The organism is Ruegeria sp. C8 (assembly GCF_056537565.1).
The window spans coordinates 57,726-82,882 of record NZ_JBQFRV010000002.1 but is presented as its reverse complement, the minus strand read 5'-3'; the positions used below and the strand labels follow the sequence as shown (position 1 = coordinate 82,882).

The 25,157-nt window shown below is 55.7% G+C and carries 22 protein-coding genes and 1 pseudogene; 12 read left to right on the top strand and 11 right to left on the bottom strand.

The genetic code is table 11. The annotated features are described in order from the left end of the window. The first annotated feature begins 1 nt into the window (after position 1). Both ACR0KL_RS04010 and ACR0KL_RS04005 read left to right on the top strand, forming a co-directional pair. A complete protein-coding gene (locus ACR0KL_RS04010) occupies positions 2-883 on the top strand; it encodes a DMT family transporter (RefSeq protein ID WP_480524733.1) in 882 nt (293 codons plus the stop codon). After that, a complete protein-coding gene (locus tag ACR0KL_RS04005) occupies positions 880-1,743 on the top strand; it encodes a sugar kinase (RefSeq protein ID WP_170677390.1) in 864 nt (287 codons plus the stop codon). Before ACR0KL_RS04010 ends, ACR0KL_RS04005 begins: the two co-directional genes overlap by 4 nt. Here ACR0KL_RS04005 and ACR0KL_RS04000 read toward each other — a convergent pair. Together ACR0KL_RS04000 and uxaC are read right to left on the bottom strand one after the other, a co-directional pair. Then, positions 1,730-2,926 carry a mannitol dehydrogenase family protein gene (locus ACR0KL_RS04000; protein WP_480776653.1) on the bottom strand — a complete coding sequence of 399 codons (1,197 nt, stop codon included), beginning with the start codon at positions 2,924-2,926 and terminating at the stop codon, positions 1,730-1,732. The genes ACR0KL_RS04005 and ACR0KL_RS04000 overlap by 14 nt on opposite strands. Further along, entirely contained in the window at positions 2,927-4,270 is a 1,344-nt protein-coding gene (uxaC, locus tag ACR0KL_RS03995; RefSeq protein ID WP_480776701.1) for a glucuronate isomerase, read from the bottom strand. Positions 4,271-4,393: 123 nt separating this feature from the next. On the opposite strand from uxaC, the gene ACR0KL_RS03990 reads away from it, so the two are divergent. The 7 genes from ACR0KL_RS03990 to ACR0KL_RS03960 all read left to right on the top strand — a co-directional run bounded on the left by ACR0KL_RS03990 (position 4,394) and on the right by ACR0KL_RS03960 (position 11,156). Then, positions 4,394-5,410 (top strand): Gfo/Idh/MocA family protein, encoded by a 1,017-nt coding sequence (locus ACR0KL_RS03990; protein ID WP_170677386.1) that lies wholly within the window; start codon positions 4,394-4,396, stop codon positions 5,408-5,410. Next, the gene (locus tag ACR0KL_RS03985) at positions 5,407-6,408 is read left to right on the top strand and encodes a Gfo/Idh/MocA family protein (RefSeq protein ID WP_170677384.1); all 1,002 of its coding nucleotides are present in this window, start codon (positions 5,407-5,409) and stop codon (positions 6,406-6,408) included. Before ACR0KL_RS03990 ends, ACR0KL_RS03985 begins: the two co-directional genes overlap by 4 nt. Continuing rightward, the gene (locus tag ACR0KL_RS03980) at positions 6,405-7,457 is read left to right on the top strand and encodes a Gfo/Idh/MocA family protein (protein WP_170677382.1); all 1,053 of its coding nucleotides are present in this window, start codon (positions 6,405-6,407) and stop codon (positions 7,455-7,457) included. Before ACR0KL_RS03985 ends, ACR0KL_RS03980 begins: the two co-directional genes overlap by 4 nt. Beyond that, entirely contained in the window at positions 7,454-8,635 is a 1,182-nt protein-coding gene (uxuA, locus tag ACR0KL_RS03975) for a mannonate dehydratase (RefSeq protein ID WP_170677380.1), read from the top strand. The genes ACR0KL_RS03980 and uxuA overlap by 4 nt, the downstream gene beginning before the upstream one ends. A 223-nt stretch (positions 8,636-8,858) precedes the next feature. Then, positions 8,859-9,749: an NAD(P)-dependent oxidoreductase gene (locus tag ACR0KL_RS03970; protein ID WP_170376073.1), complete on the top strand. Its 891-nt coding sequence runs from the start codon at positions 8,859-8,861 to the stop codon at positions 9,747-9,749. Positions 9,750-9,760: 11 nt separating this feature from the next. After that, positions 9,761-10,624, top strand: a complete 864-nt coding sequence (locus ACR0KL_RS03965) for a sugar phosphate isomerase/epimerase family protein (RefSeq protein ID WP_170677378.1) — start codon at positions 9,761-9,763, stop codon at positions 10,622-10,624. Positions 10,625-10,736: 112 nt separating this feature from the next. Beyond that, the gene (locus ACR0KL_RS03960; RefSeq protein ID WP_170677376.1) at positions 10,737-11,156 is read left to right on the top strand and encodes a secondary thiamine-phosphate synthase enzyme YjbQ; all 420 of its coding nucleotides are present in this window, start codon (positions 10,737-10,739) and stop codon (positions 11,154-11,156) included. A gap of 30 nt (positions 11,157-11,186) precedes the next feature. On the opposite strand, the gene ACR0KL_RS03955 is transcribed toward ACR0KL_RS03960, so the two are convergent. The 5 genes from ACR0KL_RS03955 to ACR0KL_RS03935 all read right to left on the bottom strand — a co-directional run bounded on the left by ACR0KL_RS03955 (position 11,187) and on the right by ACR0KL_RS03935 (position 14,599). Continuing rightward, complete coding sequence (locus ACR0KL_RS03955; protein ID WP_170677375.1) at positions 11,187-11,957, bottom strand: SDR family oxidoreductase; 771 nt, start codon at positions 11,955-11,957, stop codon at positions 11,187-11,189. Beyond that, positions 11,954-12,994: an alcohol dehydrogenase catalytic domain-containing protein gene (locus ACR0KL_RS03950; RefSeq protein WP_170677372.1), complete on the bottom strand. Its 1,041-nt coding sequence runs from the start codon at positions 12,992-12,994 to the stop codon at positions 11,954-11,956. Before ACR0KL_RS03950 ends, ACR0KL_RS03955 begins: the two co-directional genes overlap by 4 nt. Continuing rightward, positions 12,991-14,091 (bottom strand): mandelate racemase/muconate lactonizing enzyme family protein, encoded by a 1,101-nt coding sequence (locus ACR0KL_RS03945; RefSeq protein ID WP_170677371.1) that lies wholly within the window; start codon positions 14,089-14,091, stop codon positions 12,991-12,993. Before ACR0KL_RS03945 ends, ACR0KL_RS03950 begins: the two co-directional genes overlap by 4 nt. Further along, a complete protein-coding gene (locus tag ACR0KL_RS03940) occupies positions 14,088-14,285 on the bottom strand; it encodes a hypothetical protein (RefSeq protein ID WP_480554628.1) in 198 nt (65 codons plus the stop codon). Before ACR0KL_RS03940 ends, ACR0KL_RS03945 begins: the two co-directional genes overlap by 4 nt. A gap of 182 nt (positions 14,286-14,467) precedes the next feature. Next, entirely contained in the window at positions 14,468-14,599 is a 132-nt protein-coding gene (locus ACR0KL_RS03935) for a hypothetical protein (protein WP_480554630.1), read from the bottom strand. A 322-nt stretch (positions 14,600-14,921) separates the two neighbouring features. Between ACR0KL_RS03935 and ACR0KL_RS03930 the strand changes: the two genes are divergently transcribed. Genes ACR0KL_RS03930 through ACR0KL_RS03920 form a run of 3 tightly spaced genes read left to right on the top strand, consistent with a single transcriptional unit; the run spans position 14,922 to position 17,970 of the window. Next, the gene (locus ACR0KL_RS03930) at positions 14,922-16,499 is read left to right on the top strand and encodes a sensor histidine kinase (RefSeq protein ID WP_480776652.1); all 1,578 of its coding nucleotides are present in this window, start codon (positions 14,922-14,924) and stop codon (positions 16,497-16,499) included. A 2-nt stretch (positions 16,500-16,501) separates the two neighbouring features. Next, complete coding sequence (locus ACR0KL_RS03925) at positions 16,502-16,873, top strand: response regulator (RefSeq protein ID WP_170556514.1); 372 nt, start codon at positions 16,502-16,504, stop codon at positions 16,871-16,873. An 8-nt stretch (positions 16,874-16,881) separates the two neighbouring features. Next, positions 16,882-17,970, top strand: coding sequence for an adenylate/guanylate cyclase domain-containing response regulator (locus ACR0KL_RS03920; RefSeq protein WP_170677366.1), 1,089 nt, complete (start codon positions 16,882-16,884; stop codon positions 17,968-17,970). Positions 17,971-18,103: 133 nt separating this feature from the next. On the opposite strand, the pseudogene ACR0KL_RS03915 reads toward ACR0KL_RS03920, so the two are convergent. The 4 genes and pseudogenes from ACR0KL_RS03915 to ACR0KL_RS03900 all read right to left on the bottom strand — a co-directional run bounded on the left by ACR0KL_RS03915 (position 18,104) and on the right by ACR0KL_RS03900 (position 25,039). Beyond that, positions 18,104-18,766 (bottom strand): annotated as a pseudogene (locus ACR0KL_RS03915) (IS6 family transposase). Positions 18,767-19,091: 325 nt separating this feature from the next. Next, on the bottom strand, positions 19,092-20,468 hold the full coding sequence (locus ACR0KL_RS03910) for a hypothetical protein (RefSeq protein ID WP_170677364.1): 1,377 nt from the start codon (positions 20,466-20,468) through the stop codon (positions 19,092-19,094). A gap of 1 nt (position 20,469) precedes the next feature. Beyond that, positions 20,470-23,295 carry a peroxidase family protein gene (locus ACR0KL_RS03905; protein WP_170677362.1) on the bottom strand — a complete coding sequence of 942 codons (2,826 nt, stop codon included), beginning with the start codon at positions 23,293-23,295 and terminating at the stop codon, positions 20,470-20,472. A gap of 13 nt (positions 23,296-23,308) precedes the next feature. Then, positions 23,309-25,039: a thiamine pyrophosphate-binding protein gene (locus ACR0KL_RS03900; RefSeq protein ID WP_170677360.1), complete on the bottom strand. Its 1,731-nt coding sequence runs from the start codon at positions 25,037-25,039 to the stop codon at positions 23,309-23,311. Positions 25,040-25,157: the final 118 nt, after the last annotated feature.

Sequence of the window (25,157 nt, the reverse complement as noted above, 5' to 3'; positions counted from 1 at the left end):
GATGGCCGTCACCGCCAACCCCAATGCGGACCTGCCGCGCCTTGGCATCGTGCTGATGCTGACGGCGTGGCTATTCTTTTCGCTTGTGGACCTCGGGGCCAAGTGGTTGGCGTTGGCCGGCGTGCCGGCATTTCAGTTGGCGTTCATGCGCTATGCGGGTCACTTCGTGATCTCAGTGGGTGTGATCGCCAAGGGCGGGATTGACGCCAGCCGTTTCAAGACCGACCATCCATGGCAGGTGATAAGTCGGGCCTTACTGCTGATCTCGGCGACCGTTTTCAACTTTTATGCCCTGCGGTTTTTGCCTCTGACCGTTGTGTCGGCAATCATGTTCTCAAGCCCGGTCATCGTGTGCTTCCTGTCCGTTTTCGTGTTGAAAGAGAGCGTGGGTCCATGGCGTTGGGCGGCTATCATACTGGGCTTTCTGGGGGTGTTGGTTGTCGTGCGGCCGTTTGGTTCGGCCTTTCATCCGACCATGCTGCTGATCGTCTACAATGCCACCGCTTTGGCTTTGTACTCGATCATGACGCGGAGGCTGTCCGGGGTGGTTGCCGTGGACACCATGCAATTCTACCTCGGGCTTACCGGGACGGTGGTCCTGCTGCCCTTCGCCATCTGGTTTTGGGTCCAGCCGGAAAACACGTGGAGCCTGATAGTCCTCATCAGCCTTGGCGTCTTTGGCTGGTGCGGGCATCAACTGCTGACGAACGCGCATCGATTCGGAACAGCGAACCAGTTGATGCCATTCACCTATTCGTTCCTGATCTACGTTGCGATCTGGGGCTATCTGTTCTTTGACACGGTACCGGACGCATTCACATTGGCAGGGGCTGCGCTGATCATGGTCGCCGGGCTCATCATCTGGAAAAGAGAAAAGAAATGACCCGAATTGCCTGCATCGGCGAAGCAATGATTGAATTGTCCATGCTGGAAACCGGCGCAAAGGTCGGCGTTGCGGGGGATACGCTGAACACGGCCATCTACATGCACCGCGCCGCTCCTGATCTGCAGGTGGAGTATGTGACATGTTTGGGCGACGACCCGTTCTCAGGGCGCATCGCCGACTTTATCGCCAGTCATGGCATCGGGACATCTGGCGTCCGCATCATTCCCAACGCTTCTCCCGGACTATACGCGATCACGACATCTGCGGACGGTGAACGCAGCTTTACCTATTGGCGCAGCGAGGCAGCCGCCCGCCAGCTTTATGCTGATCACGACTTCAACTCGCTGAAAGGATACGACGTGCTTTACTTGTCGGGGATTTCCGTGGCCATTCTTCCGCATTCGGTGAGGCTTGCTCTTCTGGACTGGCTCGAAGGCGCTTCAGCCCGGTTGGTCTATGACAGCAACTTTCGTCCACGTCTTTGGGACAGCGTCGAGCACGCCCGCCAGATCAACCAACGGCTTTGGCAGCGTGCAGATATTGCCCTACCATCCATCGACGACGAGATGACACTGTTCGGGGAAAGCACTGATCAGGTGGCGGCGCGCTTTGCCGATCATCACGGTGTCGGTGCCTTGAAACGCGGAGAGCAGGGCCCTCTGTCCATAGGCCAGAACATTGACCAAACCTATGAACCCGCCAAAAACGTGCTGGATACGACAGCGGCGGGCGACAGTTTCAACGGTGGGTACCTCGCGGCCTTGCTGACGGGAAAATCCCAGGCCGAGGCCTTGATGGCCGGACACAACCTAGCTTCCACCGTTGTCCGGTTCCGCGGCGCGATCATTCCCGGATAAGTGGCGCGAGATCCTCAGCTCCGACAAGGCCCAAAAGTGGCACTATCGGATCTGGCTGCTTGACGGCCGAGGCGATTTCCAACGCACAAGAATCGTTCAGCGCCCTACCTTTCGCAGTTTCGGACATGCAATAGGAGATCCAGGCCCGCATCCCCGCAATCACCGCCTGAGAGCCGGTCTCACGGAGTGTGGGAACAAACCGATACGGCAGCTTCTGGCTGCCATCCATCGCGATTTGGTCCAGACGGTGCGCCAGCTCGGGGTTTTCAAAACGGCCCAAAAGAGCCTCAGCATAATCCGGAACCTGTGCTTGCAGTGCTGCGGGCAGCGTTGCGCCCGCATCCTTCATCAACTCGGAAACCAGCGGACGTAAAACCGGGTCTTGAACCGCTTCGTGGACATAGGTTAGGCCCCGCTCCAACCCGGCGTAAGCCAACAGGGAATGGGCCCCGTTCAGCATGCGCAGCTTTCGCATCTCGTGCGGAGCCACGTCATCGACCAGTTGCACGTTTGGCCAATCCGGGTGAGGACCGGCGAAATTGTCTTCGATCACCCACTCCGAGAACGCCTCGGTCGGAACAGCCATAGGATCGCCGCTGATTGCGCGAACGGCGTCCGTGGTGGCCGGGGTGATCCGGTCGACCATCGCGTTTGGAAAGCGAACGGCATTCCAATTCACGTCCAGACCGGCTGCTTCCGCAAAATCGGCAACTGCCGTTTCTAACGTTTTACCGTTTTCCATGCGATTGTCGCAGCTTAGCACCGTCACAGGCTTGCGCCGTTCCGCAAGGCCATAAGCCAAAAACCCGATCAGAGTCGTGGGCCCCTGCCCTGCTAGATCGGCGGCAATCGCCGAGCCCCTAAGGTTCAGCTTGCCCGCGGCGTCCAAGTGATAACCTTTCTCGGTGACGGTCGCCGAGATGATCTCGGCATCCGCCATCACATCGAAAATCGCGGCGCGATTCTCGGGCGCGACCAGAACGTCCCGCAAAGCTTTGATGCGCCGGACGCCCTGCCCCTGTACGCACAAATCGTACTCGAAACCTTGTCGCGCCAATCCATCCCGAACGGAGGATGAACGCAGGCTGACGCCGACAACGTCCCATCCGCCCGCTTGATCGGTGTAGTCTAGCAAATGCGCCCGGGCGAAGTTTCCAAGGCCGAAGTGAAGAATAGTACCCATCTAGCTTTGCAATCCGTAAACCTGTTTCGCCAGATCGACCGCAAGCAACCGTGCAAGATGCTCGGCACTGTCCCGACCGAAGTAACCACGCCCAACCTGCTCGGCCAAATGAATCGCAACACCTCGTCGCCACAGATCGTGCCGCGCAGGAATGGACAGAAAAGCCCGCGTGTCGTCATTGAACCCGGCCAGATTGTAGTATCCGGCCGTTTCAACCACCTGGTCGAAATACCGCGCAATCCCGGCTGGGCTGTCGTGGAACCACCAGGGCGGACCGATCCGAAGGCACGGCCAATGTCCCGCCATGGGGGCCAGTTCACGGGCATAGGTGCTTTCGTCCAATGTGAAGAGTATGATCCGCAGTTCCGGCGAGTTTCCGACCCGGTTCAACAGCGCCTCAAGGCCCGTGACCCAATCCATCGCGACTGGAATGTCGGCCCCCTTGTCCCGTCCGAAGTCCCGCATTACTGCGTCGTTCGTGTTGCGCTTGCTGCCCGCATGTATCTGCATGGTCAGACCATCATCGACAGACATCTGCGCCATTTCGATCAGCATATGACCGTAGAACCGGCGAGCATCCTGTTCAGTCCCGTCCTGCCGTCTCAGCCGTTGGTACAGCGCATCCGGGTCGTCCAGCCACTCAGTCTGCACGCGTTCGATACCGTGGTCGGTAGCCGTACAGCCCAGCTGGATGAAGTAAGCCCGTCGCATTCGGAGCGCATTGAGGTAGCCATCATAGCTGCCCAGATCGCAGCCTGTCAGCTCGGCCAACTTGTTCAGGTTCTGTACAAACTCCGGGTCCGCCCCATCCAAAACCCCGTCTGGGCGGAACGTCGGAACAACCCGCCCGCCCCAACCGCTTGTACTAATCTCCCTATGCTCCGCAAGGCCGTCGAGAGCGGAGTCTGTGGTGGCCAGAACCTCGATCCCAAACCTGTCGAACAAAGCCCTCGGACGAAATTCGGGTCGCGCCAGCTTTTCTGAGATCTTATCGTAAATCAGGTCTGCCGTGCGCAAAGACAACTCCTCAGACACGCCCAACGTTTCATGCAACACATAGTTCATCCAGATCCGGGATGGCGTTCCCAGAAACAGATGCCAGTGCTCGGCAAAGGTGCAAAAAACGGCGCGAGGATCCTTCTTTCGCCCCTCTTCTCCAACGCCAAGTTCGGACAAGGGAACGCCCTGCGAATAGAGCATACGGAACACGTAATGGTCGGGAACCACCAGCAGCTCTGCCGGGTTGGGAAACGGCGCATCGGCTGCAAACCACCGCGGATCGCAGTGACCATGCGGAGACACGATCGGCAGGTCCTTGATACCTAGGTACAGATCTTCTGCCATCCCATTCAAATTACCAGTCAATTCTGCCTCCGATGCTGCTGCCCGCAATTGTTAACACAGTTTTTAATGGTTGCATCTTTCCCGTTCGAACCCGCAGACTGAGAGGGTGATCCGGGGGAATGAATGAATATTGCGCTGATTGGTTTGGGGATGGTTTCGGGCACGCATGTCGCTGCCATTCAGGCATCGGAGCAAGGCCTCAATCTTGCTGGCGTCCTCGGGCGCAATCCTGAAAAAGCAGCTGAGTTCGCGCAGCGAAACGACACTCGCGCGTTCAGCTCGGTCGAGGAAATCGCAAACGACTCAAACGTCGACTTTGCGATCATCGCAACCCCGCCTGATCAGCGTACAGAGTTGGTTCGGGTTCTTTCGACTGCTTCGAAACCGATCCTGATGGAAAAGCCTATCGAAAGAACGCTGGACGCCGCGACAGCCATTGTCGAGCAGTGCGAGGTGTTAGGTGCGCCGCTGGGCATCGTCTTTCAGCACCGCGCCCGCGCCGCCTCGCAGGCACTGAAATCAGCCATTGAACAGGGTGAGTTGGGCACGATCGCCACAGTGGAGATCCGTGTCCCCTGGTGGCGCGATCAGAGCTACTATAACGAGCCGGGTCGAGGCACTTATGCACGCGACGGAGGCGGTGTCATGATCTCGCAGGCGATCCACACGCTTGACCTCACGATGTGGCTGCTGGGGCCGATCTCGGACATTCAGGCTGTAATGAGAAAAACTCCACTACACGATCTCGAGGCCGAGGATTGGGCAGGTGCAGTCTTTGAAATGGATAGCGGCGCGGTGGGAACTTTGATGGCGACTACTGCCGAATACCCTGGGGCCGCTGAAGCTATCACGATCCAGGGCACCCGCGCCAAAGCGCATCTGGAGTCAGGTGTCCTGACCTTGACCGCTTTCAATGGTCAGAAGTCCACGGTTGGCGAAATGTCCGCCACAGGCGGAGGGGCCGATCCCATGGCGTTCACCCATGATTGGCATCAGGCGGTTATCGAGGATTTCGCCGAGGCCATCGCCGGTGGAACGCGGCCCATGGCCACCGGACGCAGTGCCCTTTTGACCCACGCCGTCATCGACGCGATGCAGATCGCCAATCGAACCGGCCAGAAAACACGAGTCATCTCATGAGCCTGACCTGCGTCGCCCTTGGCCTTGACCACCGACATATCTATGGCATGACGGAAAACATGCGTAAAATCGGCGTGGACTGCGTTGGCTACTGGACACAAGGCGATCCGGAAACGCTGCCGGGCTACGTCAAAAGGTTTCCCGATATTCCGCGGCTGGCCCGACTGGAAGACGCCCTAACCAGTGGGGCGGATCTAGCGCTGATTTCCGCAATCCCGGCAGATAGAGCTGCCTTGACGATCCGGGCCATGCAAAACGGCATGGATGTCATGACCGACAAGCCAGGCTGCACGACGTTCGAACAACTCGACCAGATCAAGCGAACAGTCACGGACACCGGCCGCATCTGGTCGGTGAATTTTTCCGAACGGTTTGAAACGCCCGTCAGCACCCGAGCGGCCGAGTTGGTCGAGGCCGGTGCCATCGGGCGCGTGATCCAGACGGTCGGACTTGGCCCCCACCGATTGAACCGGGCAACCCGGCCCGAATGGTTTTTTCAGCGTGAACGCTATGGCGGCATTCTGACCGACATCGCCTCGCATCAGATCGATCAGTTCTTGCACTACACAGGTTCGGAAACCGCTGAAATCACAAACGCTTATGTGGCGAACTACGCAAACCCCAACGATCCCGGATTGCAGGATTTTGGCGAGGTCAATCTACGAAGCGAGAATGGCACCGGTTACATCCGGGTTGACTGGTTTACGCCGGATGCCCTTCCGAACTGGGGGGATGGTCGTCTGACGATCCTAGGAACCGAAGGCTATATCGAGTTGCGAAAATATGTTGATGTGGGTGGGGCCTCAGGGACGGACCATCTGATCCTCGTCAATGGTGAAACCTGCCAAAAGATCGACGCATCTAACGCCGGCCTTCCCTACTTTTCGCGCCTCGCCGATGACATCCGCAACCGGACGGAAACCGCGATGACGCAGACCCACTGCTTTACGGTCATGGAACTGGCACTGCACGCGCAGGAAATGGCGGAACGCGGATGATCAACGTTGCGATCCTTGGCGCAGGTATCGGTGCGCAACATCTGAGCGCACTGGAACGGCTTGACCGCACTTTCCGCGTAACCGCCGTTGTCGACCAGAATACGGACCGGATCGAACAGATTCGACAGAACGCGAATTTTCGAGCACTTACCAACATTCAAGACGCGCTGGATGATCCGGCGATTGATGTCATCGACATCTGCCTGCCGCCCCATCTGCATGTACCGACCACCCTTGCCGCACTGGCCGCAGGAAAACACGTTGTCTGCGAAAAGCCTCTTGCGACCTCGATGCAGGATGTGGATCGGATCACGGCAGCCGCAAGCAGCGCGGGCAAGCATGTGTTTCCAGTTTTTCAATACCGGTGGGGTCCGTCACTGGCCCAATTGCGCCACCTGCAACGCGCAGGCCTGACCGGAGCGGTTCAAACTGCCGCGCTTGAAACCCATTGGTCCCGAGGGGCAGACTATTACGCGGTTCCGTGGCGGGGAACATGGGCCGGTGAACGCGGCGGCGCAGTGCTGGGCCATGCCATCCACAACCATGATCTACTGACTCATATCGCGGGTGATATCGCTTGGGTGTCCGCAATGGCTACAACGCGGGTCAACCCGATCGAGACCGAAGATTGCGTAGCGATCTGCTTTGGCATGACTTCCGGAGCATTGTGCACAAGCAATATCACACTAGGCGCCGCCACGGACGAAACCCGCCTGCGGTTCGTCTTTGAAAAGGTGACCGCCACCTCAGGTACGGAACCCTATGCCCCAGGTCAATCGCCCTGGACATTCGTCGCGCGGGACCCGGTGGATCAAGCCGCTATCGACGAGGCTCTTGCGGCCGTCGCCGCCGAGCCAATTGGGTTCGAAGGCTTCTTTGCCGAAGTCGGCAAGGCACTGCGGTCCGAGGCAAATTCGGCCGTTACGCTGCAGGACGGCGCTGCGTCCATCGGCCTTGTGACGGCGATTTATCACGCGGCGCGCACCGGGCAGCGTGTTGCCCTTCCCATCAGGCCCGATCACCCGCTGTATGAAGGATGGCTGCCATGAAACAATGCTGGCGTTGGTTCGGACCCGATGATCCGATCGCCCTGGCCGATCTCCATCAAGTCGGGGTTCAGGGCATCGTCACCGCACTGCATCACATCCCCCCGGGACAACCCTGGGACGAACCGAGCATCGCCGATCGGCAGGCAGTTCTGGCTACTGCCGGGTACAGTTGGGACGTTGTCGAAAGCCTGCCCGTCTCCGAGGCGATCAAAACACAGTCCGCAGACATGGCTGAACATCTGCAGGCGTATAAGTCCAGCCTCAGGTCCCTGTCCGCCCGTGGCATCAAAGTCGTTTGCTACAACTTCATGCCAATCCTGGACTGGACGCGCACCGCCCTTCGCGCCCCGCAGCCGCACGGCGGAACGGCCATGCTGTTCGACCTGACCGATTTTGCTGTTTTCGACATACATATTCTCAAGCGACCGGGCGCGTCCGAAGACTATTCCAGCGTCGTCCAGCAAACGGCCAAGGATCGCTTCTTGCGCATGTCGGATGAATCCAAGGCCCAGTTGCAACACAATGTCACTGCGGGGCTGCCCGGCGCCAACGATCAGTGGAGCGTGCAGGACGTGCGCGCTTTGTTGCAGACCTATGCTCATATAGACCGTGACCGGCTTCGCGCAAACCTGATCGACTTCCTGTCAGAAGTCGCACCAGTCGCCCAAGAACTGGAACTACGCTTGTGCTGTCATCCGGATGATCCGCCGTTCTCCTTGCTTGGTCTGCCGCGGATCATGTCCAGCACCGATGACTACGGCACCGTTCTAGATGCGGTTGATTTGCAGGCGAACGGCGCAACCTTGTGTACCGGATCGCTGGGAGTGTCCCCCGAATTCGATGGGCCGGACTTCGTGCGCAGGCATGGCGACCGGATTCACTTTGTTCACTTGCGGAATACCCAACGCATCGCAGGATCAGACAGTCAGAAGCCGGACTTTTTTGAGGCTCCGCATTTGGAGGGCGACACCGACATGGTCGGCACCATTCGCGAGTTGATGAACGAACAGCGCCGCCGCAAATCCCAGAGGCGGGACGACTGGCAAATTCCGATGCGGCCCGACCACGGACAAGAACTGCTGAGCGATCTTGGTGGACACAGCACTCCTGGCTATCCGCTGATCGGACGAATGCGCGGGCTGGCGGAATTGCGCGGAATAATGGCGGCATTCTCGTAACGCGTCTGATCAGACAGTTTCTTTCCGCCCGCAACACTTCTTTGCTTGCCTGAGCGCCGCATTCTTCGTTTACTTACGGTACGTAAACGGGCAGCGGGGTGTCTTCCGGACTCGCCCGACGTCTGTTCAAGACGCGTGAAACTCCCGCGAAAACCGATGCGATTGGGCATCATTTTTCGAAACGTCTGCCATACGGAAATGGCAGAAAACGGGAGGATTCAAAATGAAAACAGCAGGCGTAATCGGTCTTGGCGACATGGGCAGCGGCCTTGCCAAGAACCTGATCAAGAATGGCTTTGAAACATCCGGTTTCGACCTGAGCGAGACACGCATGACGGCATTTACCGACATGGGCGGCCTGGCCAAGGACAGCGTGGGACAGGTTGGCCGTCACGCGGCCAGTGTGTTCGTCATGGTGATGAACGGAGATCAGGCCCGCGATGTCATATTGGGTGAAGATGGCCTGATTGCGAACATGGCCAAAGGCGGAACGGTCATCCTGTCGGCGACCATTACCCCGGCCGAAGCAAGCGCGATCGGGCAAGACATGGAAGGTTCGGGCATCCACCTGATTGACACCCCGGTTTCGGGTGGGTTTCCCGGCGCGCAGAACGGCACATTGACGATGATGGCTGCGGGTGCTGCGGATGTGCTGGATCGAAATGCCGAAGTAATGCAGGCAGTGTCAGCTACCATTCATCGGGTCGGAGAAAACGCCGGCGACGGGCAAACCGTGAAAGCTTGCCTCCAATCCCTTATCGGATCAATCTTTTCCGCCACGTTCGAGGCTGCAGCCCTGGCGGCCAAAGCCGGTGTCAGCGGTCAGGCCTTGCTTGATGTGTTCTCCTCGTCCAGCGCAGGGTGTGGAGTCGTGAATACCGCCCTTGAAAACATCATTGATCGCAAGTTCGAAGCTACCGGCAGCCATATCGCAACCATGCACAAGGATCTGACGATCTCTCTCGCACTGGCCAGTGCGTTAGGCGTTCCCATGCACACAGCGTCATCCGCAATGCAGATCTTTCACGCCGGAAAAACCAAATACCCGAACGGCGACAACTGGGTATGTACCCGCGTCATCGAAGAGATCGTTGGCGCTGAATTGCATCGCTGAGGGGACCGAACATGAAATTAGGTGTAATTTGCGACGGCATTTCCCGCGATCTGCGGCATGCCGTGGACGTAATGGACGAATTCGGTCTGGACTATGCAGAGCTTCAATTCGTTGGCGATACGGAGGTCGGAGACCATTCCCCGCAGGAAATTGCCGAGATCAACGCGCTCTTGCGCGACCGGGGCAAACCTGTGTCGTGTCTGTCGCGCCATATCTTTGCAGGGATGACAGCTGCCAACAGACCCGGCGACGACCTGCACACTCGGCACATGGACGCTTTGAAACGCGTGATCGACATGGCTCATGTTGTTGGGTCTCCTCTTGTTCGGATCATGACCCAACGAAAGGAGCAGATACTCTGGGGAAAAAACGGCGCCGAGAAGTGGAACGTGGCGCATGGGGTATGGGACACGATGCCGCCTCTGATCGCGCCGGCAGTTGAACTGGCAAGAGTTGAGGGTGTGACTCTCGTTGTGGAAACCGGAAACGGCACGCTGGTCAATTCCAACTTTACAGCCCGCAGGCTGATTGACGAGTTGGACGCAAAAGACAGTTTGAAAGTGCTGTGGGACCCCGGAAACAACTGCTGGTGCCACGAATTGGCGTACCCGGACGGCTATGAAGAACTGCGCGGAGGCTACTTGGGTCACATTCACATCAAGGACGTAAAGGTCGACACGCCGAAGGCGACGCTGGAAGTGCGCCGTATGGGGGAAGGTCAGCTTGCGCCTCTGTTCCAACCCATCGCGGACGCGCTCAGATCCGACGGCTATGATGGCGTCATTTCCTTCGAGAGTGTTTATCACCCCGGCAACGGAAACTTCGAAGATGGATTTCGTCTGTGTGTGGACAAGTTCAAAAGTCTGTTTGCATGAACGTGCAGTCAATATGCGTTCAAAATCAGAAGCTTGATCCCCAATGCTGAATGCCAAATGGGGTGTAGAAAGCTGAGCGCCTTCGCGTAAAATTAATGAAAGGGCCTGCTGGATGAAGCAAGATTTTTTTGATCTGTCCATTGAAACGCCCGGCAAATCCCTCACCGACATCAGCGGGATCGTTCAGCGAGCGGTGTCCGAACATGAATTTGTGTCGGGCCTGCTGACCCTTTGGTGCGTCCACACGGGGGCTGCGTTGTTGGTGCAGGCCAATGCCGATCCCGAAGTGCTCAGGGATATCGAGACGTTCTTCGAGAAACTCGTACCAAAGTCACCAGGCAAGTATCACCACCGCCCGACCGAGGACGACAACGCTCCATCGCATCTGCGGGCGCTGTTGACGCAAACTCAGATATCCATTCCGGTCGAACAGGGGCAGCTTCCGCTGGGTCGCGTACAAAGCCTGTACCTGTTCGAACATCGAGAGGCGCCAAAAACTCGCCGATTGAAGGCGCACTATATCGGGACTTGATGCTTTGGGTCACATAGAGCGTTGACGTTGCTACCGCCCCATCCAGCCCCCGTCGACGACAAGGATTTCACCGTTGACGAAGTCCGACGCGGCAGAGGCCAGAAAGACCACCGGTCCGGCAAAGTCATCAGGCGTACCCCAACGGCCTTGGGGTGTTCGTTCGAGGATCGACTTCGACCGGACCGGATCATCCCGCAGCGCTTGGGTGTTGTCGGTCGCGATGTAGCCAGGCGCAATCGCATTCACGTTCACGCCCTGCCCGGCCCATTCGTTGGCCAAAGCCTTGGTCAGCTGTCCAATCCCACCTTTCGAGGCCGCATATCCCGGCACAGTAATGCCGCCCTGAAATGTCAGCAGCGATGCAGTGAAGATGATCTTCCCAGAGCCGCGCACCAGCATGTCCTTGCCAATCTCGCGAGACAGAACGAACTGCGAGGACAGATTCACCTCAATCACTTCGTCCCACCAGTCGTCCGGGTGTTCGGCGGCGGGTTTGCGTTTGATCGTGCCGGCATTGTTGACAAGGATATCAGGGGTTTGTCCGTCGGCCCTCAACGTATCAACGAACCCATGCAGCGCGGCGCGATCCGAGAAGTCGCACTGGTACGCCCGGAACTTGCGCCCCATCGCCGTCACAGCTTTTTCGACATCCGACCCGGACAGCTCGAGCGAGGCGGACACTCCGATGATATCGGCTCCGGCCGATGCCAATGCCTCGGCCATGCCGCGCCCGATACCGCGTTTGCACCCAGTAACAAGGGCCGTCTTTCCCGTCAGGTCGAAACTTTGCAAAACACTCATGAACGCGGTCCTACTTCGATCAGGCTTTTCATTGCGGTTGGACTGCGATCCAGCGCTTCAAACGCGGCCTGAATGTCTGCTAGAGGGCTGACGTCAGTAATCACGACATCCGCGTCCACTCCGCCCGAGGCGACAACTGCAATGGCTTTCTCGTAATCCTCTGGCTCATAGACCCTAGCACCGATCAGTTGCAGCTCTCGCCAGAAGAACTGGAACAGGTCAATCTGGGGCTTTTGAGCATGGATCGCGACCATAACGATCCGAGCCCGCGTCGCGGCAACGGCGGCCATCGCATCAACACCGGGCTGCGTTCCCGACACCTCGAAAACCACATCTGCCCCTTTGTCGCCTGTGCGCGCGTTGATTTTGGACACCAGATCGGTTTCGGTTGGGTTGATCGTGTCAAAGCCAAGTTTTTCAGCTATCGCCAGACGGTTCGGATTCACTTCGGAAATCACGACATTTCCGCCCGCATCCCGGGCAACCATGGCAACCAGGATGCCGATCGGGCCGCCGCCGATGACGACAACGTCCTCTCCAGGTTGCAGGCCAGACAAGCGCACATCGTGGCAGGCAACGGCGACTGGCTCGATCAGCGCCGCGTGATCCATGCGCAAGTCGTCCGGAAGAACGTGCAACGTGTGGGCCGGAACGGTCCAGATCTCTTGCATGGCACCATCGGTATCGAGGCCGAGAAACTTGAGGTTCTGACAGATATGCTGATGCCCCCGTTTGCAAGCGGGGCATTCTCCGCAGTGATCAAGCGGTCGGACAACGACCTTCTGGCCGGGTTCGACCGTATCGACGCCCTCGCCCACCGCTTCGACGACACCTGACATCTCGTGCCCAATCACCCGGTTCAGGCCGACACGGGCATCCATGTTGCCGTGGTAGACGTGCATATCCGTCCCGCAAATCCCACAATAGGCAACGCGAATGGCAGCTTCGCCGGGGCCTGGATCCGTCGCTTGGGCTTGCTCTACAGCAAAGCTCTTTTTTCCCCTGTAGTATGCCGCAGAGATCGTCTGGGTCGTCATGTATGCATCTCCCTGTGTTCCGCATTCAGTTTGTCCCAGTCGAATTCCACTCCGGTTCCCGGGGTATCCGGGGCGACGGCCAGACAGTCTTCCACAACCAGCGGACGGGTCGTGTATTGGTCTATCGGGAATGAGTGTACTTCTAGCCAGCCAGCGTTGGGTTGCGCAGAAACAAGGCTGACGTGCAGCTCCTGCATCCCATGGCTGCAAACCGGAATGCCGTGCTGTGCGCTCAGCGCGGCCACGCGCAGCCAGCCGGTTACCCCACCGCAGTTTGAGGCATCGGGTTGGATGAAACTCAGCTTCGCGTCATCAAAGGCGAATTCGAATTCGTGAATGGTGTGCAGGTTTTCACCCATGGCGAGGGGAACGCCCGTCGCTTCGACAATTCGGCCATAACCTTTGTAGTCGTCTGGAACAATCGGTTCCTCGAACCACAAAATATCGCAGTCGGCAAACCCTCTGGCAGCCACGATGGCCTGTTCGACGGTCATAGAGTAATTCGCATCGACCATGAAGAAACGGTCCGGGCCCAGCATCTCGCGCACTGCCCGGGCACGCGCAAGATCGTCGGCCAGGTCTGGTTGACCGACCTTGATCTTGACTGCGTTGAACCCTCGCGCAAGGTACCCTTCGGTCTGGCGCAGCAGTTTCTCTAACGAGAAATTCAGGTCGATCCCACCGGCGTAGGCCTTGCACCGTTTGGACGCTCCGCCGGCCATCTGCCACAATGGCGCATTTTGTGTTCTGCCCCGAATGTCCCACAATGCAATATCCACGGCCGAGATGGCAAAGGAGGCGATCCCGCCCCGCGCGACGTAGTGCACATGCCACTGCATGGCGTCGTACAGGCTTTCGATCTGTTCAGCGTCTTGTCCTACAAGGAACGGTGCCAGATCATGCTGGATCATCGCCAGGATGGCATGACCACCCTTGCCCCCCGTATAAGTATATCCGACCCCCTCGACCCCATCCGAGGTTTGAATAGTAACTGTGATCAGTTGAAAAAACGTGTGATCCCCATGTTTAGCATCGACGAGGACCTCTGCGAGCGGAACGTTGAACAGCCGCGCTGAAACACTTTCTATGCGATTCATGAACCCAAGACCTTCTGCTGCCTGGCAATAACCCGAGACTGTAAAAGGATCACCGCAAATAGAAAGCCTCCAAGTATGACCATCTGCCAATAGGCACTGAAACTGATGGTGCCTTGACCGTTTTCAAAGTTCAAAACGTTGAAGACCAGCCCAAGCAACAGCGCACCGGCCACCGTCGCAAGGATCGAACCCATCCCGCCCGTCAACAAAGTGCCGCCCACCAGCACGGACGCGATGGCCGACAATTCCCATCCAATGTCTTCGAGGGGTTGCCCAGATCCAAAACCCGAGGCCTAAAAGGGTCAGGCCAGCCCCCGGCAACGCAACCTGAATTCCGCTTGGGCCGAAATAGGCCGCTACAGATCCGACCCACAAATCACTCTCGCAAGTCATGACACGCGCCCAGCGCGATCGCAATGAACATCGCATTGTAATTCAGGAAAGACGAGAAATTGTAGGCGCTGCAAAAGTTTACATCGCGCATCAGCCCAAACAAGATCAAAGCCATCAGTGCGATCCAAACCGTCACCGAGGACGAATTGCGACGAAGGTACTTTCGGGTGCAGTTTGAGTGCCATCGCCCTCACTCCCAAAGTGCCTAACTGATATCGAAACACCGCAGCTTTGTACGGTGAATTTGCCGACAGCGGGATTTCACAATGGTAGAAGCAAGTGTCGGCAACGAGCCGGAAGGTCCATTCACAAAAAGCTATTACCCATAGGCATAACTATTCAAATTCCCTGTGCTTCTTCAATGGTTTTGTGATCTGGCATTTCTGATGCATAATTAGTCAATTGCGTATCCGATCAATACTGTCGGGAGCGATTGCATGACTGCCGAAACTTCAGATTTCGTGAAAGCCGCAGATAACGCAAATGCAACCTCTACCAATTCGCACAGCGGGTTTCACATAAAGATAAGAACCAAGTTGCTGGTCGCGCTACTTGGAATTGTCGGGTTAATGCTAATACTGGCGTTCACCGGGCTATCTGAGTTGCGCAAAGCGAACCTTCGAACTGCTGAGTTGCTTCAAGATCAGGTACGGCTATCAAATCTAAAGGTGTTTGAAAGCAGTCTGCAAGAAATCTGGTTGAATGGAACAGCAATTTTTGCAGAAACTGGAGGCAACACCATGCTTGGCGACAGTGCAGGGTTCTTTGAAGCTAAGCTGCATGTTATTCAGTCGCTTGGTCATCTCATTGAGACAAGAGATCAACCGGATCTCAGCCTTTTTTCCGACGATGAAATCGCGGATGTGTCGCGAAAGACTCAAGAAATAAAACGAATAGGACTTGATATCGTTGAGCGATATGAAGCTGGGCAGATTGTAGCTGCCAAATCAATATTCGAGTTGCAGCTGGTCCCAATAATTAAGTCTTTGGATAATCTGATTGAGAAACGATACCTGCTTTTGCGCGATGGTATGCGCTCGAAAGCTTTGATTAACCAAAACGCGTTTGATCAATCGTGGCGAATGGTGCTTGCTTCAGCTGGGATTGCAGTCGTTATTGCGATTTTGCTTGGCTTCCTACTCAGCAAGTCTTTGATCCGCACGATTGAGCAAATCCGGGTCACGCTAAGAAAAGTTGCTCAAGGCGACTTTACCGCCCGAGCTAATATCAAGAGCACCGACGAGCTTGGAGATCTCGCCCGCAGCGCCAATCGTATGACAGAGCGTTTGGGTACGTTGTACGATGAGCTTGAGACTGCAAACCTACACAAGTCGCAATTTCTCGCCAATATGAGCCATGAATTGCGAACTCCGATGAATTCGATCCTCGGATACACCGAAATGATCCGGGATGGAATTTATGGTCCGGTGCCCAAAAAAATCGACGATCCGCTGCATCGGGTTCAAGTGAACGGCAAAATGCTACTGTCATTGATCAACGATGTTTTGGATATTTCGAAGATTGAAGCTGGAGCACTCGAACTGACACTGGACACATATTCGATGTCTGAGATCCTCAACGACGTTGTTTCCACGGTTGAGCCTATAGCAGCGAGCAAGGGACTGGAAATCCGCACCAAAGTAGAAGGCGGACTCCCCACTGGGCGTGGCGACGCGGGTCGTATTAGACAGGTCTTACTTAACATCGTCGGAAATGCGGTAAAGTTCACTGACAAGGGTTACGTCGAAATAAACTTGGCGCGTCGTGATCAACGGTTTGTAGTAACCGTAACTGATACGGGAGTTGGAATTTCCTCAGAGCAAATTGACGAGGTTTTCCTGGAATTCAAACAGGCTGACGCCTCGTCTACGCGTGCCGCCGGGGGTACTGGTCTCGGTCTATCTATCTCTCAAAAGATCGCAGAAATGCACGGTGGGCGAATTGAAGTCGCCAGCAGCCTTGGCAACGGTTCGACATTCACTGTTGTACTCCCCATTCAGGCTACGAGGAGCTGAGCATGTCTAAAAGAATACTTGTCATAGAAGATCAGGCCGACAACAGACGTATACTTCGAGACCTTCTAGGCAGTCACGGCTTCGAAGTGCTGGAGGCCGAAAACGGAGCGCAAGGAGTAGACCGAGCGATTGCTGAAAAGCCCGATCTAATCTTGATGGATATCCAGATGCCAGAATTAGACGGTTACGATGCCACCCGCCAGATAAAGAAGCATCCAATAGGCGCGAACATACCAATCATCGCGGTAACATCCTTTGCTTTGTCTGGCGACGAAACAAAAGCACGGGAAGCCGGATGTGATGACTATGTTACCAAGCCTTACAGTCCGCGTGCTCTGTTGGCCAAAGTCATTACCTTTGTTGGACAGGTCTGAATGAAAAAATGAAAGACCCACCACTCATTTTGATTGTCGATGACAAGCAGGACAATCGCAACCTGCTGACAATGCGACTTAGCGCGCATGGTTATAGTACTGCCGAGGCCGTAGATGGCGAAGACGCTATAGAAAAAGCTACTGATTTGTCGCCCGACTTGATCTTGTTAGACGTAATGATGCCTAAGCTGGACGGTTTCGAAGTCTGTCGAAGATTGAGAATGGATCCCATACTCCCCTTTATTCCGGTGGTTCTGGTAACAGCTCGTTCGAACACTGAAGATATGGTGCAAGGGCTTGAGGCTGGTGCAAATGACTATCTTACCAAACCAGTTGACACAGTCGCACTCCTTGCACGTGTACGTTCCATGCTCCGAACAAAAGCTTTGCATGACGAAGTGCAGAGCTGGAACAAGGAACTCGAAAAACGAGTAAATCAACAGATTGGTCAGATTGAGCGGTTCAATCGTTTGCGCCGTTTTCTACCAAGGCAAGTGGCAGAAGAAATTATTTCGGTTGGTGATGACAGCGCTATTCTTAAGAACCGAAGAGCGGACATCGTCGTTTTGTTTGCGGATCTAAGGGGATTCTCGACCTTTACGGAAGCCTCTGATCCTCAAGTAGTACTCGAAGCCCTCAACGTATTTCACAATTGCGCAGGTCCACTGATTGAACGACACCAGGGCACACTTGAACGTTTCTTGGGCGATGGCATCGTTGTGCTGTTTAATGCCCCGCTCCGGGCACGCGATCCTACGGGTCAGGCTGTCACCTTTGCGAGCGAGCTGCATGCTGCGGTCGCAAACGCGCTTGGACCCTTTCAAAAGGAGGGATCGCGCTTGGGTCTCGGGATCGGTATCGCCAAGGGTGAAACCACTATTGGCTGTATCGGATTTGAAGGCCGGTTTGACTATGCGGCCATTGGAGAAGTGCCAAATCTTGCAGCTCGCCTATGTGAACACGCGCGAGCTGCCGAAACACTAGTCGATGCGTCGGTTGTCGAAGCGTTAGGAACATCCAAGAAAACGCGATTTTTACGGGATCAAGAATTCAAAGGACTGACCGGAACGGTTCCTGTGTTTCAGCTTCTCAGCTAAGGTACTGTCAACTAATTTGAACCAGCCTCAGCTAGGCTGATAAAGCTGCCGTCTATTCCAATCAACGAGGAACACTCGAAGGTGCCGTCAGACAAATTCTAACTAGTCTCAGCTAGGCCAGTAGCGCTGCCCTTTATGCCGCACTGAGTTCGCGCCACTCTGCGAGAGCGGCGGCTCGAGTCAGCTTGAAGGTGTCTCGGCTGGCTAGCGATCTTTCTTGGTTGAAATGGTTGTAGACCGAGGAATGGACGGAGGCGAGCTTCTGCAAACTTCGCATACGCTTAAAACGCTGCATCGCGCGTTCTCTTCGTCGGAATGGCAGGTGCGAGTTCTCAACGCGATTGTTGAGCCACCTACCCGTCCTTTCTTTTTCGGTAGCGCCAAGCTCTCTGAGAGCGGCCCGGTACGATGCGAAGCGATCCGTGACGACGGTTTCCGACTTACCGTGTCGCTTCGTCAGTGTCTTGAGGAATTTCAGCGCTGCAGCTTTGTTTCGGCGTTTGGTGACAACGGCTTCCACCACCTCACCTTCTTGATCAACAGCACGCCAAAGATAGTGCCGCTTGCCATTCACCTTCACAAAAACCTCATCCACGTGCCACTTCCATTTGAAGTATGCTCTCATTTACCGAACACGCTTTCTTCGGATTTCAGCAGTAAACATCGGGCCAAACCTGTTCCACCAATATCGGACAGTTTCGTGCCTCACGTCGATGCCTCGCTCGTGCAACAAGTCTTCGAAATTCCGAAGCGAAAGCGGGAAACGGATGTATGGCATCACTGCAAGGCGGATCATCTCGGGACTGGTTTTGAAATACTTGAAAGGCGATAATCTTTTCAAAATCGGAGGCTACGCAACACCCCTGCCCCGCTCAACCCAAGTTCCTCTGACAAGGCCATGGCAGCCTTTCTAAGAAATCAAGTTGAAACCTATTGGAGGACTAAATCTCTGAGAACAAAAAAACCGAATTTGCGTGTTCGTCAATTAGGCCTCATAGTTTGCTACACATCCCCAATATTTGAGGGCACGGTGACAGCAGGGCTCGATTTGCTAGTGTGAGTTTGCAACGGCCCCGAGGTACTCACCAATGTAAAGTCAAATTCAAGACTGGTTTCCCAATTCAGCTCGGCCAATTCAGGTCGTGAGCGCGTTGGGCGGATGTTAGGCCGTTCTGGAAATAAGCGTCGTAGTATTCGTTCTCGACCCGATGCGTTTGAAGCCAAACACCAGGTGCGTGAACTGCTTCGCAATGAGCCGGGAATCGCCCGTGTGTTTCGTAAACGTACGTACAGATATCGCGGGCGCATTCGATTATGTCCTGCTCGTATTCACCCGCTTCTTCCAGATACTTGGCACCAAAATCGCCCTTGTAGATTTGGCTGAACAGCGCGTCGTTCTTGTAAATACCGTCGGAACCGAACTTGCCTTCAACAACTGCATCAACTGCCTCGGACATAGACGAATAATAAGGCGGACATTTACCCTTGATCAGGTGCTCTCCATGATGGCGCAATCCCACCGCATGGGCACGGACATGCTTCATCGCCGCAACCGGCAAAGTATGCCAGCGTAGCAGATCCATCAGTCGCCATTTGGGTGTGACATAGTCAAACCCCAACATCGTACCGAATCTGTCGCTGAACTTCGGATCGCCCATCAGAACCGGTGGAGATATCGCGGCGTGAATCCAGCCGCCCAGACCCAGAGCCTCGGTCACAAGAAACAAGTTTTGCACTAGTAGATCAGCCTCGATCTGTGTGCGCATTTGGCCCAAGATCCCCAGCGGAATCTTGATATCCGGGTTCAGAAAACCCCTGTCGATCCACTTTTTGACACCAGCGGGCCGATAAAAATTTCGGTCATCCACGATGACTGGCCGCGCCTTGTCAGGCTGCGTTAGAATGTACATCAACGCGTTGATGTATTGGTGAGATAGATCCACAACCGGGAAGAAAATGGTCGAACCCGGAGTGTTTGACAAAAAGCGATTCGAATCGAGGTAAGCCGGAAAATCACGCATCCCTTCGGGCACGTCAACACGCCGGTCCAGAATTTGCACTTTTGCCTGTTCTGCACGCAGGATCAATACCTCGGGCGTCCAGCTTTCGGTCCCACCTTCAAGAGGTTCAAGCCTGCGCAGAAAGTAGGTACCACTGTCATTAATCATAAAGAAATGCGTACCTTGTGCATTGTCCGGGCTACCAGCGGTGCGCCCCTCCATCACAAGGTTCGGCTTCGACATGATCGGATCGCCGCTTTCGTCGTCGAAAAACGGCCGGTCAGGCATGGTCAGGCCCGTAACGCCGGTTGCGGCAATCAGGATCGCCTCTTGCAGCGGTGAAAGTGGCGAGCGCTCATTCTGAGATTCCCAACTGAGCGAACCGGCGACTACATTCGAACCGCGGCTGACACGCTTGGTTCTGCGGTTCCACAACGTCTGCGCCAGCGGGGCATTCAGAAAGGCGTTCAGCCCATTTTGAACTTTGTCCTTCGGCATTTCATTCCCCCTCAACCACATTCCAGGGCGCAAAGGCCGTCGCATTCTTTGGCAGAACTGTTGCAAACTCGGGGAAATGCCGCAGCAAAACGGATTTCATACCGTTTTTCGCCACCCACTCCATCCCAAGCGGCGTATAGATTTCCGGTCGAAAGTCTGTGGTCAAAAAGCGGTCCGACTGCAACCTGCGCGACGCCATTAGGATAAAGACACGAAACGCCGTGTCCGAGAATCCGAATCCGTCAGGCGGGGTTTCTCCCAACAGGCCAATCACCGTATCGACCTTGTCGATATCGCCATAGAGATCCTTTAGTATTTGATTAGTCTCGGGGTTGGCCGTCAGGTCATCCCAGTTGGTAACACGAGGCATGTGCAGCCCTTCGCGGAACGCGTTGTATCGCGGTACGTGACGGGCGCGCGTGCGGACGATGTCTACCACCGATAAATCGATCAGCTCATCAAAACGTTCGAGGTGTTGTAGGGATTTCGGAAAGTTGTGCAATGTGATCGCACCGGGATGGGCAATACCCTGAGAATAAAGACAATCGCGCAGGCCAAGCTCTCGCAATTGCTGGTCAGTCTCTTCGCCCTGAATCTCCAGAAAGCCACGGCGCGCTTTTTCCTTGCCGGATTGAAAATCATAGAAAATGTAATCGTCCGGGATTAATGGATGCATTCGGTAAACCGTCGCAAATTCTTCCGTCAGGGCGTAGCGCCCGGTGTGGTGATCAGGCTCAGTTTCCGGGATACCTTTAAGCGCGTGAACGTCAGTCAACCAGATGCCCAGGCGCGTCAACCACGACTTAGGCGGGCCGTACCAGTTGGTGTTCATTCCAATATCCAGCGCTTCGGTGCCGAGTATGGCTGGCGTCCATTCGACCGTGTGGATCTTCGCGATCAGGGCCGACACGATGAGGCGGGCGGTTTGATACACCCGTTCTTCGTCCATGTTAGGGTATTCGCGCTGCAACTCGTCGCAAAGAACATTGTGCTCTCGGGCAAACAACGTGTGCAGGGTCGACAGCCCCAGCCACCAGCTTTCGTTAAAGCCGGTCAGCTCAAATCCCTTCACATTCAAAGGGAGGTAGCCGTCTTTGGTCAGCTTTAGCTTGGGTCCGTTACGAAGTTTTTTCGCGGCCTCGGAGTTGACGCCATAAACTTGCGAGCCATCCCACCAATGAGAGTTCTCGTTTGCAAACAGGATCGGATCATCTGCCCCCTCTTTCGGGATGTTTCCGGCGATGCGCATACTACGTTCCGGCTCTCCGTCCGGGCGGTTCTTCCAATCAGGGTAGCCATCTGGGACAGGAACGACGTCATCATCTTCGCCCAGTTTACGCCGCTCGTGCGATACCCAGTCATGGACTTGAAACTGAATCCACGAGGCCGCCAGGATGTTCAGGATTTTGGCAGGGATAAAGGCCTGTCTGTCCATCAACTTCCGGGCTACCTCAATTGGGTTGGGGCTGCCGTCTGGCTGGGCCTGCGATGGCATGTTTCTGCCAAAGGTTGCGCCCGCCGCACCCATCGTCGGATCCGACAGATCGTTATATGTGCCGTCATGAGTACGGTAAACGCGATGTTCGGGGGCAGGTTCAGGCGGCACCGCGCGCGCGCTTGGCACGGTTTCTTCCGGATCGGTGTCAATGAGATTCTTTTGCCTCAGATCATACCTGAGCGCGTCGAGATTGAGCAGCTGAACCAAAAGAAACGGAATTTTGTGCCACGGAATCCTGCGGTTAACGGCGCGCAGTACGGATCGCGCGGCCGTTCCGAAGATTCTATTCTGAACCGGAGGCGGTGCGGCCTTGAACCGTTTGCCCTGCCGGTGCGAGGCGGATGCGTCATAAGCCGCTTTGCGCGCGCGGTTCAAGTTTCCCAAAGGACGGAACTCTTCCGCTGTATTCCACGGATTGAACCCTAGTTGCTCGATTTTCAGCGCCTCGGCTAGGGCCTGCGGTGACGACAGATCGCGCTGAGGCATTACCAATTCCGCCACCTTTATAGGCGGGCTGACCCGTTCGTCCCATTCATGCGCCGCGTCTTCGATAGGTGTTTGATCCTCTGAAACAAACCGCTGAACGAACAGGTCAAACACCACATCACCATTTGCCTGACGTGTGGCGTATTCTGAAGACAGACGCGACGCGCCAGAGTGGGTACCCTTCACCGCCGGCGCATCCGGTGCCGGTTTGAAAACGTACCGCGCCGCTTCGTTTCCCCAGGCAATGGCCCCGCGGCTCCAGTAGCTTTCCATCGCTACGCTGTCACATTCCCTGAGTGCTGTCCGCACGTTGTCAAGCATCCGGCGTGTTTCAGAGAAGCCCAGAACAAAGCACAGGCGCATCAACCCCACTAGCTTTGACAACCTCCCACCGGACACCGCATGTGCGAAGACCACGAACTGGCGGGCATTGCGCGCGTGGGGAACAGGAAAATTCGTGGCCAGTAAGTCATGGTCAACGCCGTCAGCATCGCGAACGCGTACTGCCAATCCACGCAGGTCTTTTTCTTCATCGGATTGGGTTTGCGACGATGCGTTGGAAATCCGCACCATCGCTGGATACCGTTTGCCGGGTATCGCGAACCCCACCTCAAGGTCCTCTGGCAGGTCGTCGACAAACCTCAATTCAGCGCCTTCAAATGCGGCGATTGCCTTTTTATGAAAGGCGCGCTCGACCTTGGGCGCTTTGCCAGCCTTTGCAGACTTCTGCTGTGCTGCCATCATCAGTTCGGCAAGCTGTTTTGTCTCTTTCAACTCTGCCTCGGGCGAGCCTCCGACATACACTTCGCGCCATTTTCGCAGGGAATCCGAGCTACCGTCCATGGTGGCCTCCTGTCTACAACCCGAACCTTGAACGAATGCCTTGCCAGATCGCGGCAAGCACACCTTCGGGATGGGGTGAATAATTCGGCAACGCCAGACGTGTAATCCGCGCGTCAATGAGGGTCGGTTTGCCGCTTGCCAGAGCCGCCGCAAACGCCTTCTCGAACTCGTCGAGCTTGTTGACCACGTATCCATCTGCGCCACAGGCTCGGGCGTAGGCGGCGTAGTCTGGATTGTCGAATTCGACGAGCCCTGTTTTGAAGAAAGCAGACAGCTGATACAGCTTGATCAGCTTGAATTCGCAGTCGTTGAAAATGACCCAAACCACTGGAATGTTGTATTGCACGGCCGTCATCAATTCGAACCCGGTCATCAGGTAAGAACCATCACCAACAGCAGCTACGACCGAACGATTCATCTCGGCATACTTTACACCGATCGCTCCGCACACCCCGATCCCCATCGGACCATAGGTTCCGGGTTTTCTAAAATTCTGGCCTTCTTTCAACTCAAGATAGTAGCCGGCCCAGGCCGCATGTGCGCCAGCGTCTGCCAACACAACACCGCCCGGCGGCAGCATTTGCGAAATCTTTTGAACCATTTCCCCCGGATGCAGTTGCTTTTGCGGGGAAATGATGAAGCGTTCATCGTAATCCTTGGGCCGGTAATCCCGTTCCGGCACGGGTCCTACCGAGGCGTCTAAACGATCATACAGACCTTGCAAGGTCTGTTTCGCATCCCCCAAAACGACGTGATCAGCTTTGTAGAACTTGTCAAACTCACCTGCGTCAATGTTGACGTGAAGCAGGGTCTTGTTTTCGAACAATCTGTCGAAAAAATCGAATGTCGCATGTTGCGCAAATGAGTTGCCGACCGCCAGCACCACATCCGCGTCGTCGAAAAGATCCCACGCTGCCTTGTGCCCTGAATCACAATAGAGCCCTATAGCCAATGGGTTTTCCTCGGCTACGATCCCTTTTCCATCCATTGTGGTCAGCAACGGTATCTGAAACCGCTCGATGAACGCCTTGGTGACATCATTGGCTCCGGCCAGGATCGCCCCAAATCCGGCAAGCATCACGACTTTTTTCTCAGCTTTGATCGCCTTTTCCAACACGCTTGCAGCACGATCCAGCGAAGCCGGATCAGGCGTCACACCAGTCTGCGGCATGCGCAGAGGCCTGAAGTTGGACACTTCGATCTTGGGGTCGGTTATGTCCTCTGCGACGGCAACATGTACTGGGCCAGGGCGACCTTCAAATGCGATTTCGATGGCTTTTTGCAACGTATCGATCAAGTCATCGGGGTCGGTTACAAGAAAATCTGCCGGTTCGCCGGACTGCGGGTCTTTTTTTGTGGCAGCACGAAACATCATCCGCGAATCCGGAGTGCGGGCAAGGCCAGAGGTTTCGTTCAATCCCCCCCTTCCCTGCCATGCCACCGTCGAATACCCGCTGATCGCCAACAAAGGATAGCTGTCGGTCAAAGCCACGCACATTCCTGAAATAAGGTTGAACGCACCCGGACCGGCAGTGGCAAAACACACGCCTAGATTTCCGGTAAACATCGCGTGACCGCAGGCCATGAACGACGCTCCCTGTTCATTTTTGGCTATAATGGGCCTGATCTTTTCCGATGCGTCGAGCGCAAGCATCAAACCGGCTGCATTTTCGCCGGCACCGCCATAAGCGGCGTCTACCCCAATGGTTTCAAGCGCGGCGACAACCGCTTCGTAGACACGCATTCAATACCACCCAATAAACTTTCAACAATATGCTGCGATCATAGCAGAAATTGTCTTTTTAAGAAACAGAGCGCCCGTAAACTCGTGCATAGGTGGCAGGCAAGATACTAATTCTGGC

Coding starts and splice junctions, on each gene's coding strand:
- ACR0KL_RS03960 (WP_170677376.1), top strand. CDS start 10,737: ATGAAGCAAGATTTTTTTGATCTGTCCATTGAAACGCCCGGCAAATCC.
- ACR0KL_RS03945 (WP_170677371.1), bottom strand. CDS start 14,091: ATGAATCGCATAGAAAGTGTTTCAGCGCGGCTGTTCAACGTTCCGCTC.
- ACR0KL_RS03970 (WP_170376073.1), top strand. CDS start 8,859: ATGAAAACAGCAGGCGTAATCGGTCTTGGCGACATGGGCAGCGGCCTT.
- ACR0KL_RS04010 (WP_480524733.1), top strand. CDS start 2: ATGGCCGTCACCGCCAACCCCAATGCGGACCTGCCGCGCCTTGGCATC.
- ACR0KL_RS03920 (WP_170677366.1), top strand. CDS start 16,882: ATGAAAGACCCACCACTCATTTTGATTGTCGATGACAAGCAGGACAAT.
- uxaC (WP_480776701.1), bottom strand. CDS start 4,270: ATGGCAGAAGATCTGTACCTAGGTATCAAGGACCTGCCGATCGTGTCT.
- ACR0KL_RS04000 (WP_480776653.1), bottom strand. CDS start 2,926: ATGGGTACTATTCTTCACTTCGGCCTTGGAAACTTCGCCCGGGCGCAT.
- ACR0KL_RS03930 (WP_480776652.1), top strand. CDS start 14,922: ATGACTGCCGAAACTTCAGATTTCGTGAAAGCCGCAGATAACGCAAAT.
- ACR0KL_RS03955 (WP_170677375.1), bottom strand. CDS start 11,957: ATGAGTGTTTTGCAAAGTTTCGACCTGACGGGAAAGACGGCCCTTGTT.
- ACR0KL_RS03965 (WP_170677378.1), top strand. CDS start 9,761: ATGAAATTAGGTGTAATTTGCGACGGCATTTCCCGCGATCTGCGGCAT.
- ACR0KL_RS04005 (WP_170677390.1), top strand. CDS start 880: ATGACCCGAATTGCCTGCATCGGCGAAGCAATGATTGAATTGTCCATG.
- ACR0KL_RS03940 (WP_480554628.1), bottom strand. CDS start 14,285: ATGGGTTCGATCCTTGCGACGGTGGCCGGTGCGCTGTTGCTTGGGCTG.
- ACR0KL_RS03990 (WP_170677386.1), top strand. CDS start 4,394: ATGAATATTGCGCTGATTGGTTTGGGGATGGTTTCGGGCACGCATGTC.
- ACR0KL_RS03980 (WP_170677382.1), top strand. CDS start 6,405: ATGATCAACGTTGCGATCCTTGGCGCAGGTATCGGTGCGCAACATCTG.
- ACR0KL_RS03950 (WP_170677372.1), bottom strand. CDS start 12,994: ATGACGACCCAGACGATCTCTGCGGCATACTACAGGGGAAAAAAGAGC.
- ACR0KL_RS03985 (WP_170677384.1), top strand. CDS start 5,407: ATGAGCCTGACCTGCGTCGCCCTTGGCCTTGACCACCGACATATCTAT.
- ACR0KL_RS03910 (WP_170677364.1), bottom strand. CDS start 20,468: ATGCCGAAGGACAAAGTTCAAAATGGGCTGAACGCCTTTCTGAATGCC.
- ACR0KL_RS03900 (WP_170677360.1), bottom strand. CDS start 25,039: ATGCGTGTCTACGAAGCGGTTGTCGCCGCGCTTGAAACCATTGGGGTA.
- uxuA (WP_170677380.1), top strand. CDS start 7,454: ATGAAACAATGCTGGCGTTGGTTCGGACCCGATGATCCGATCGCCCTG.
- ACR0KL_RS03935 (WP_480554630.1), bottom strand. CDS start 14,599: ATGGCTTTGATCTTGTTTGGGCTGATGCGCGATGTAAACTTTTGCAGC.
- ACR0KL_RS03925 (WP_170556514.1), top strand. CDS start 16,502: ATGTCTAAAAGAATACTTGTCATAGAAGATCAGGCCGACAACAGACGT.
- ACR0KL_RS03905 (WP_170677362.1), bottom strand. CDS start 23,295: ATGGACGGTAGCTCGGATTCCCTGCGAAAATGGCGCGAAGTGTATGTC.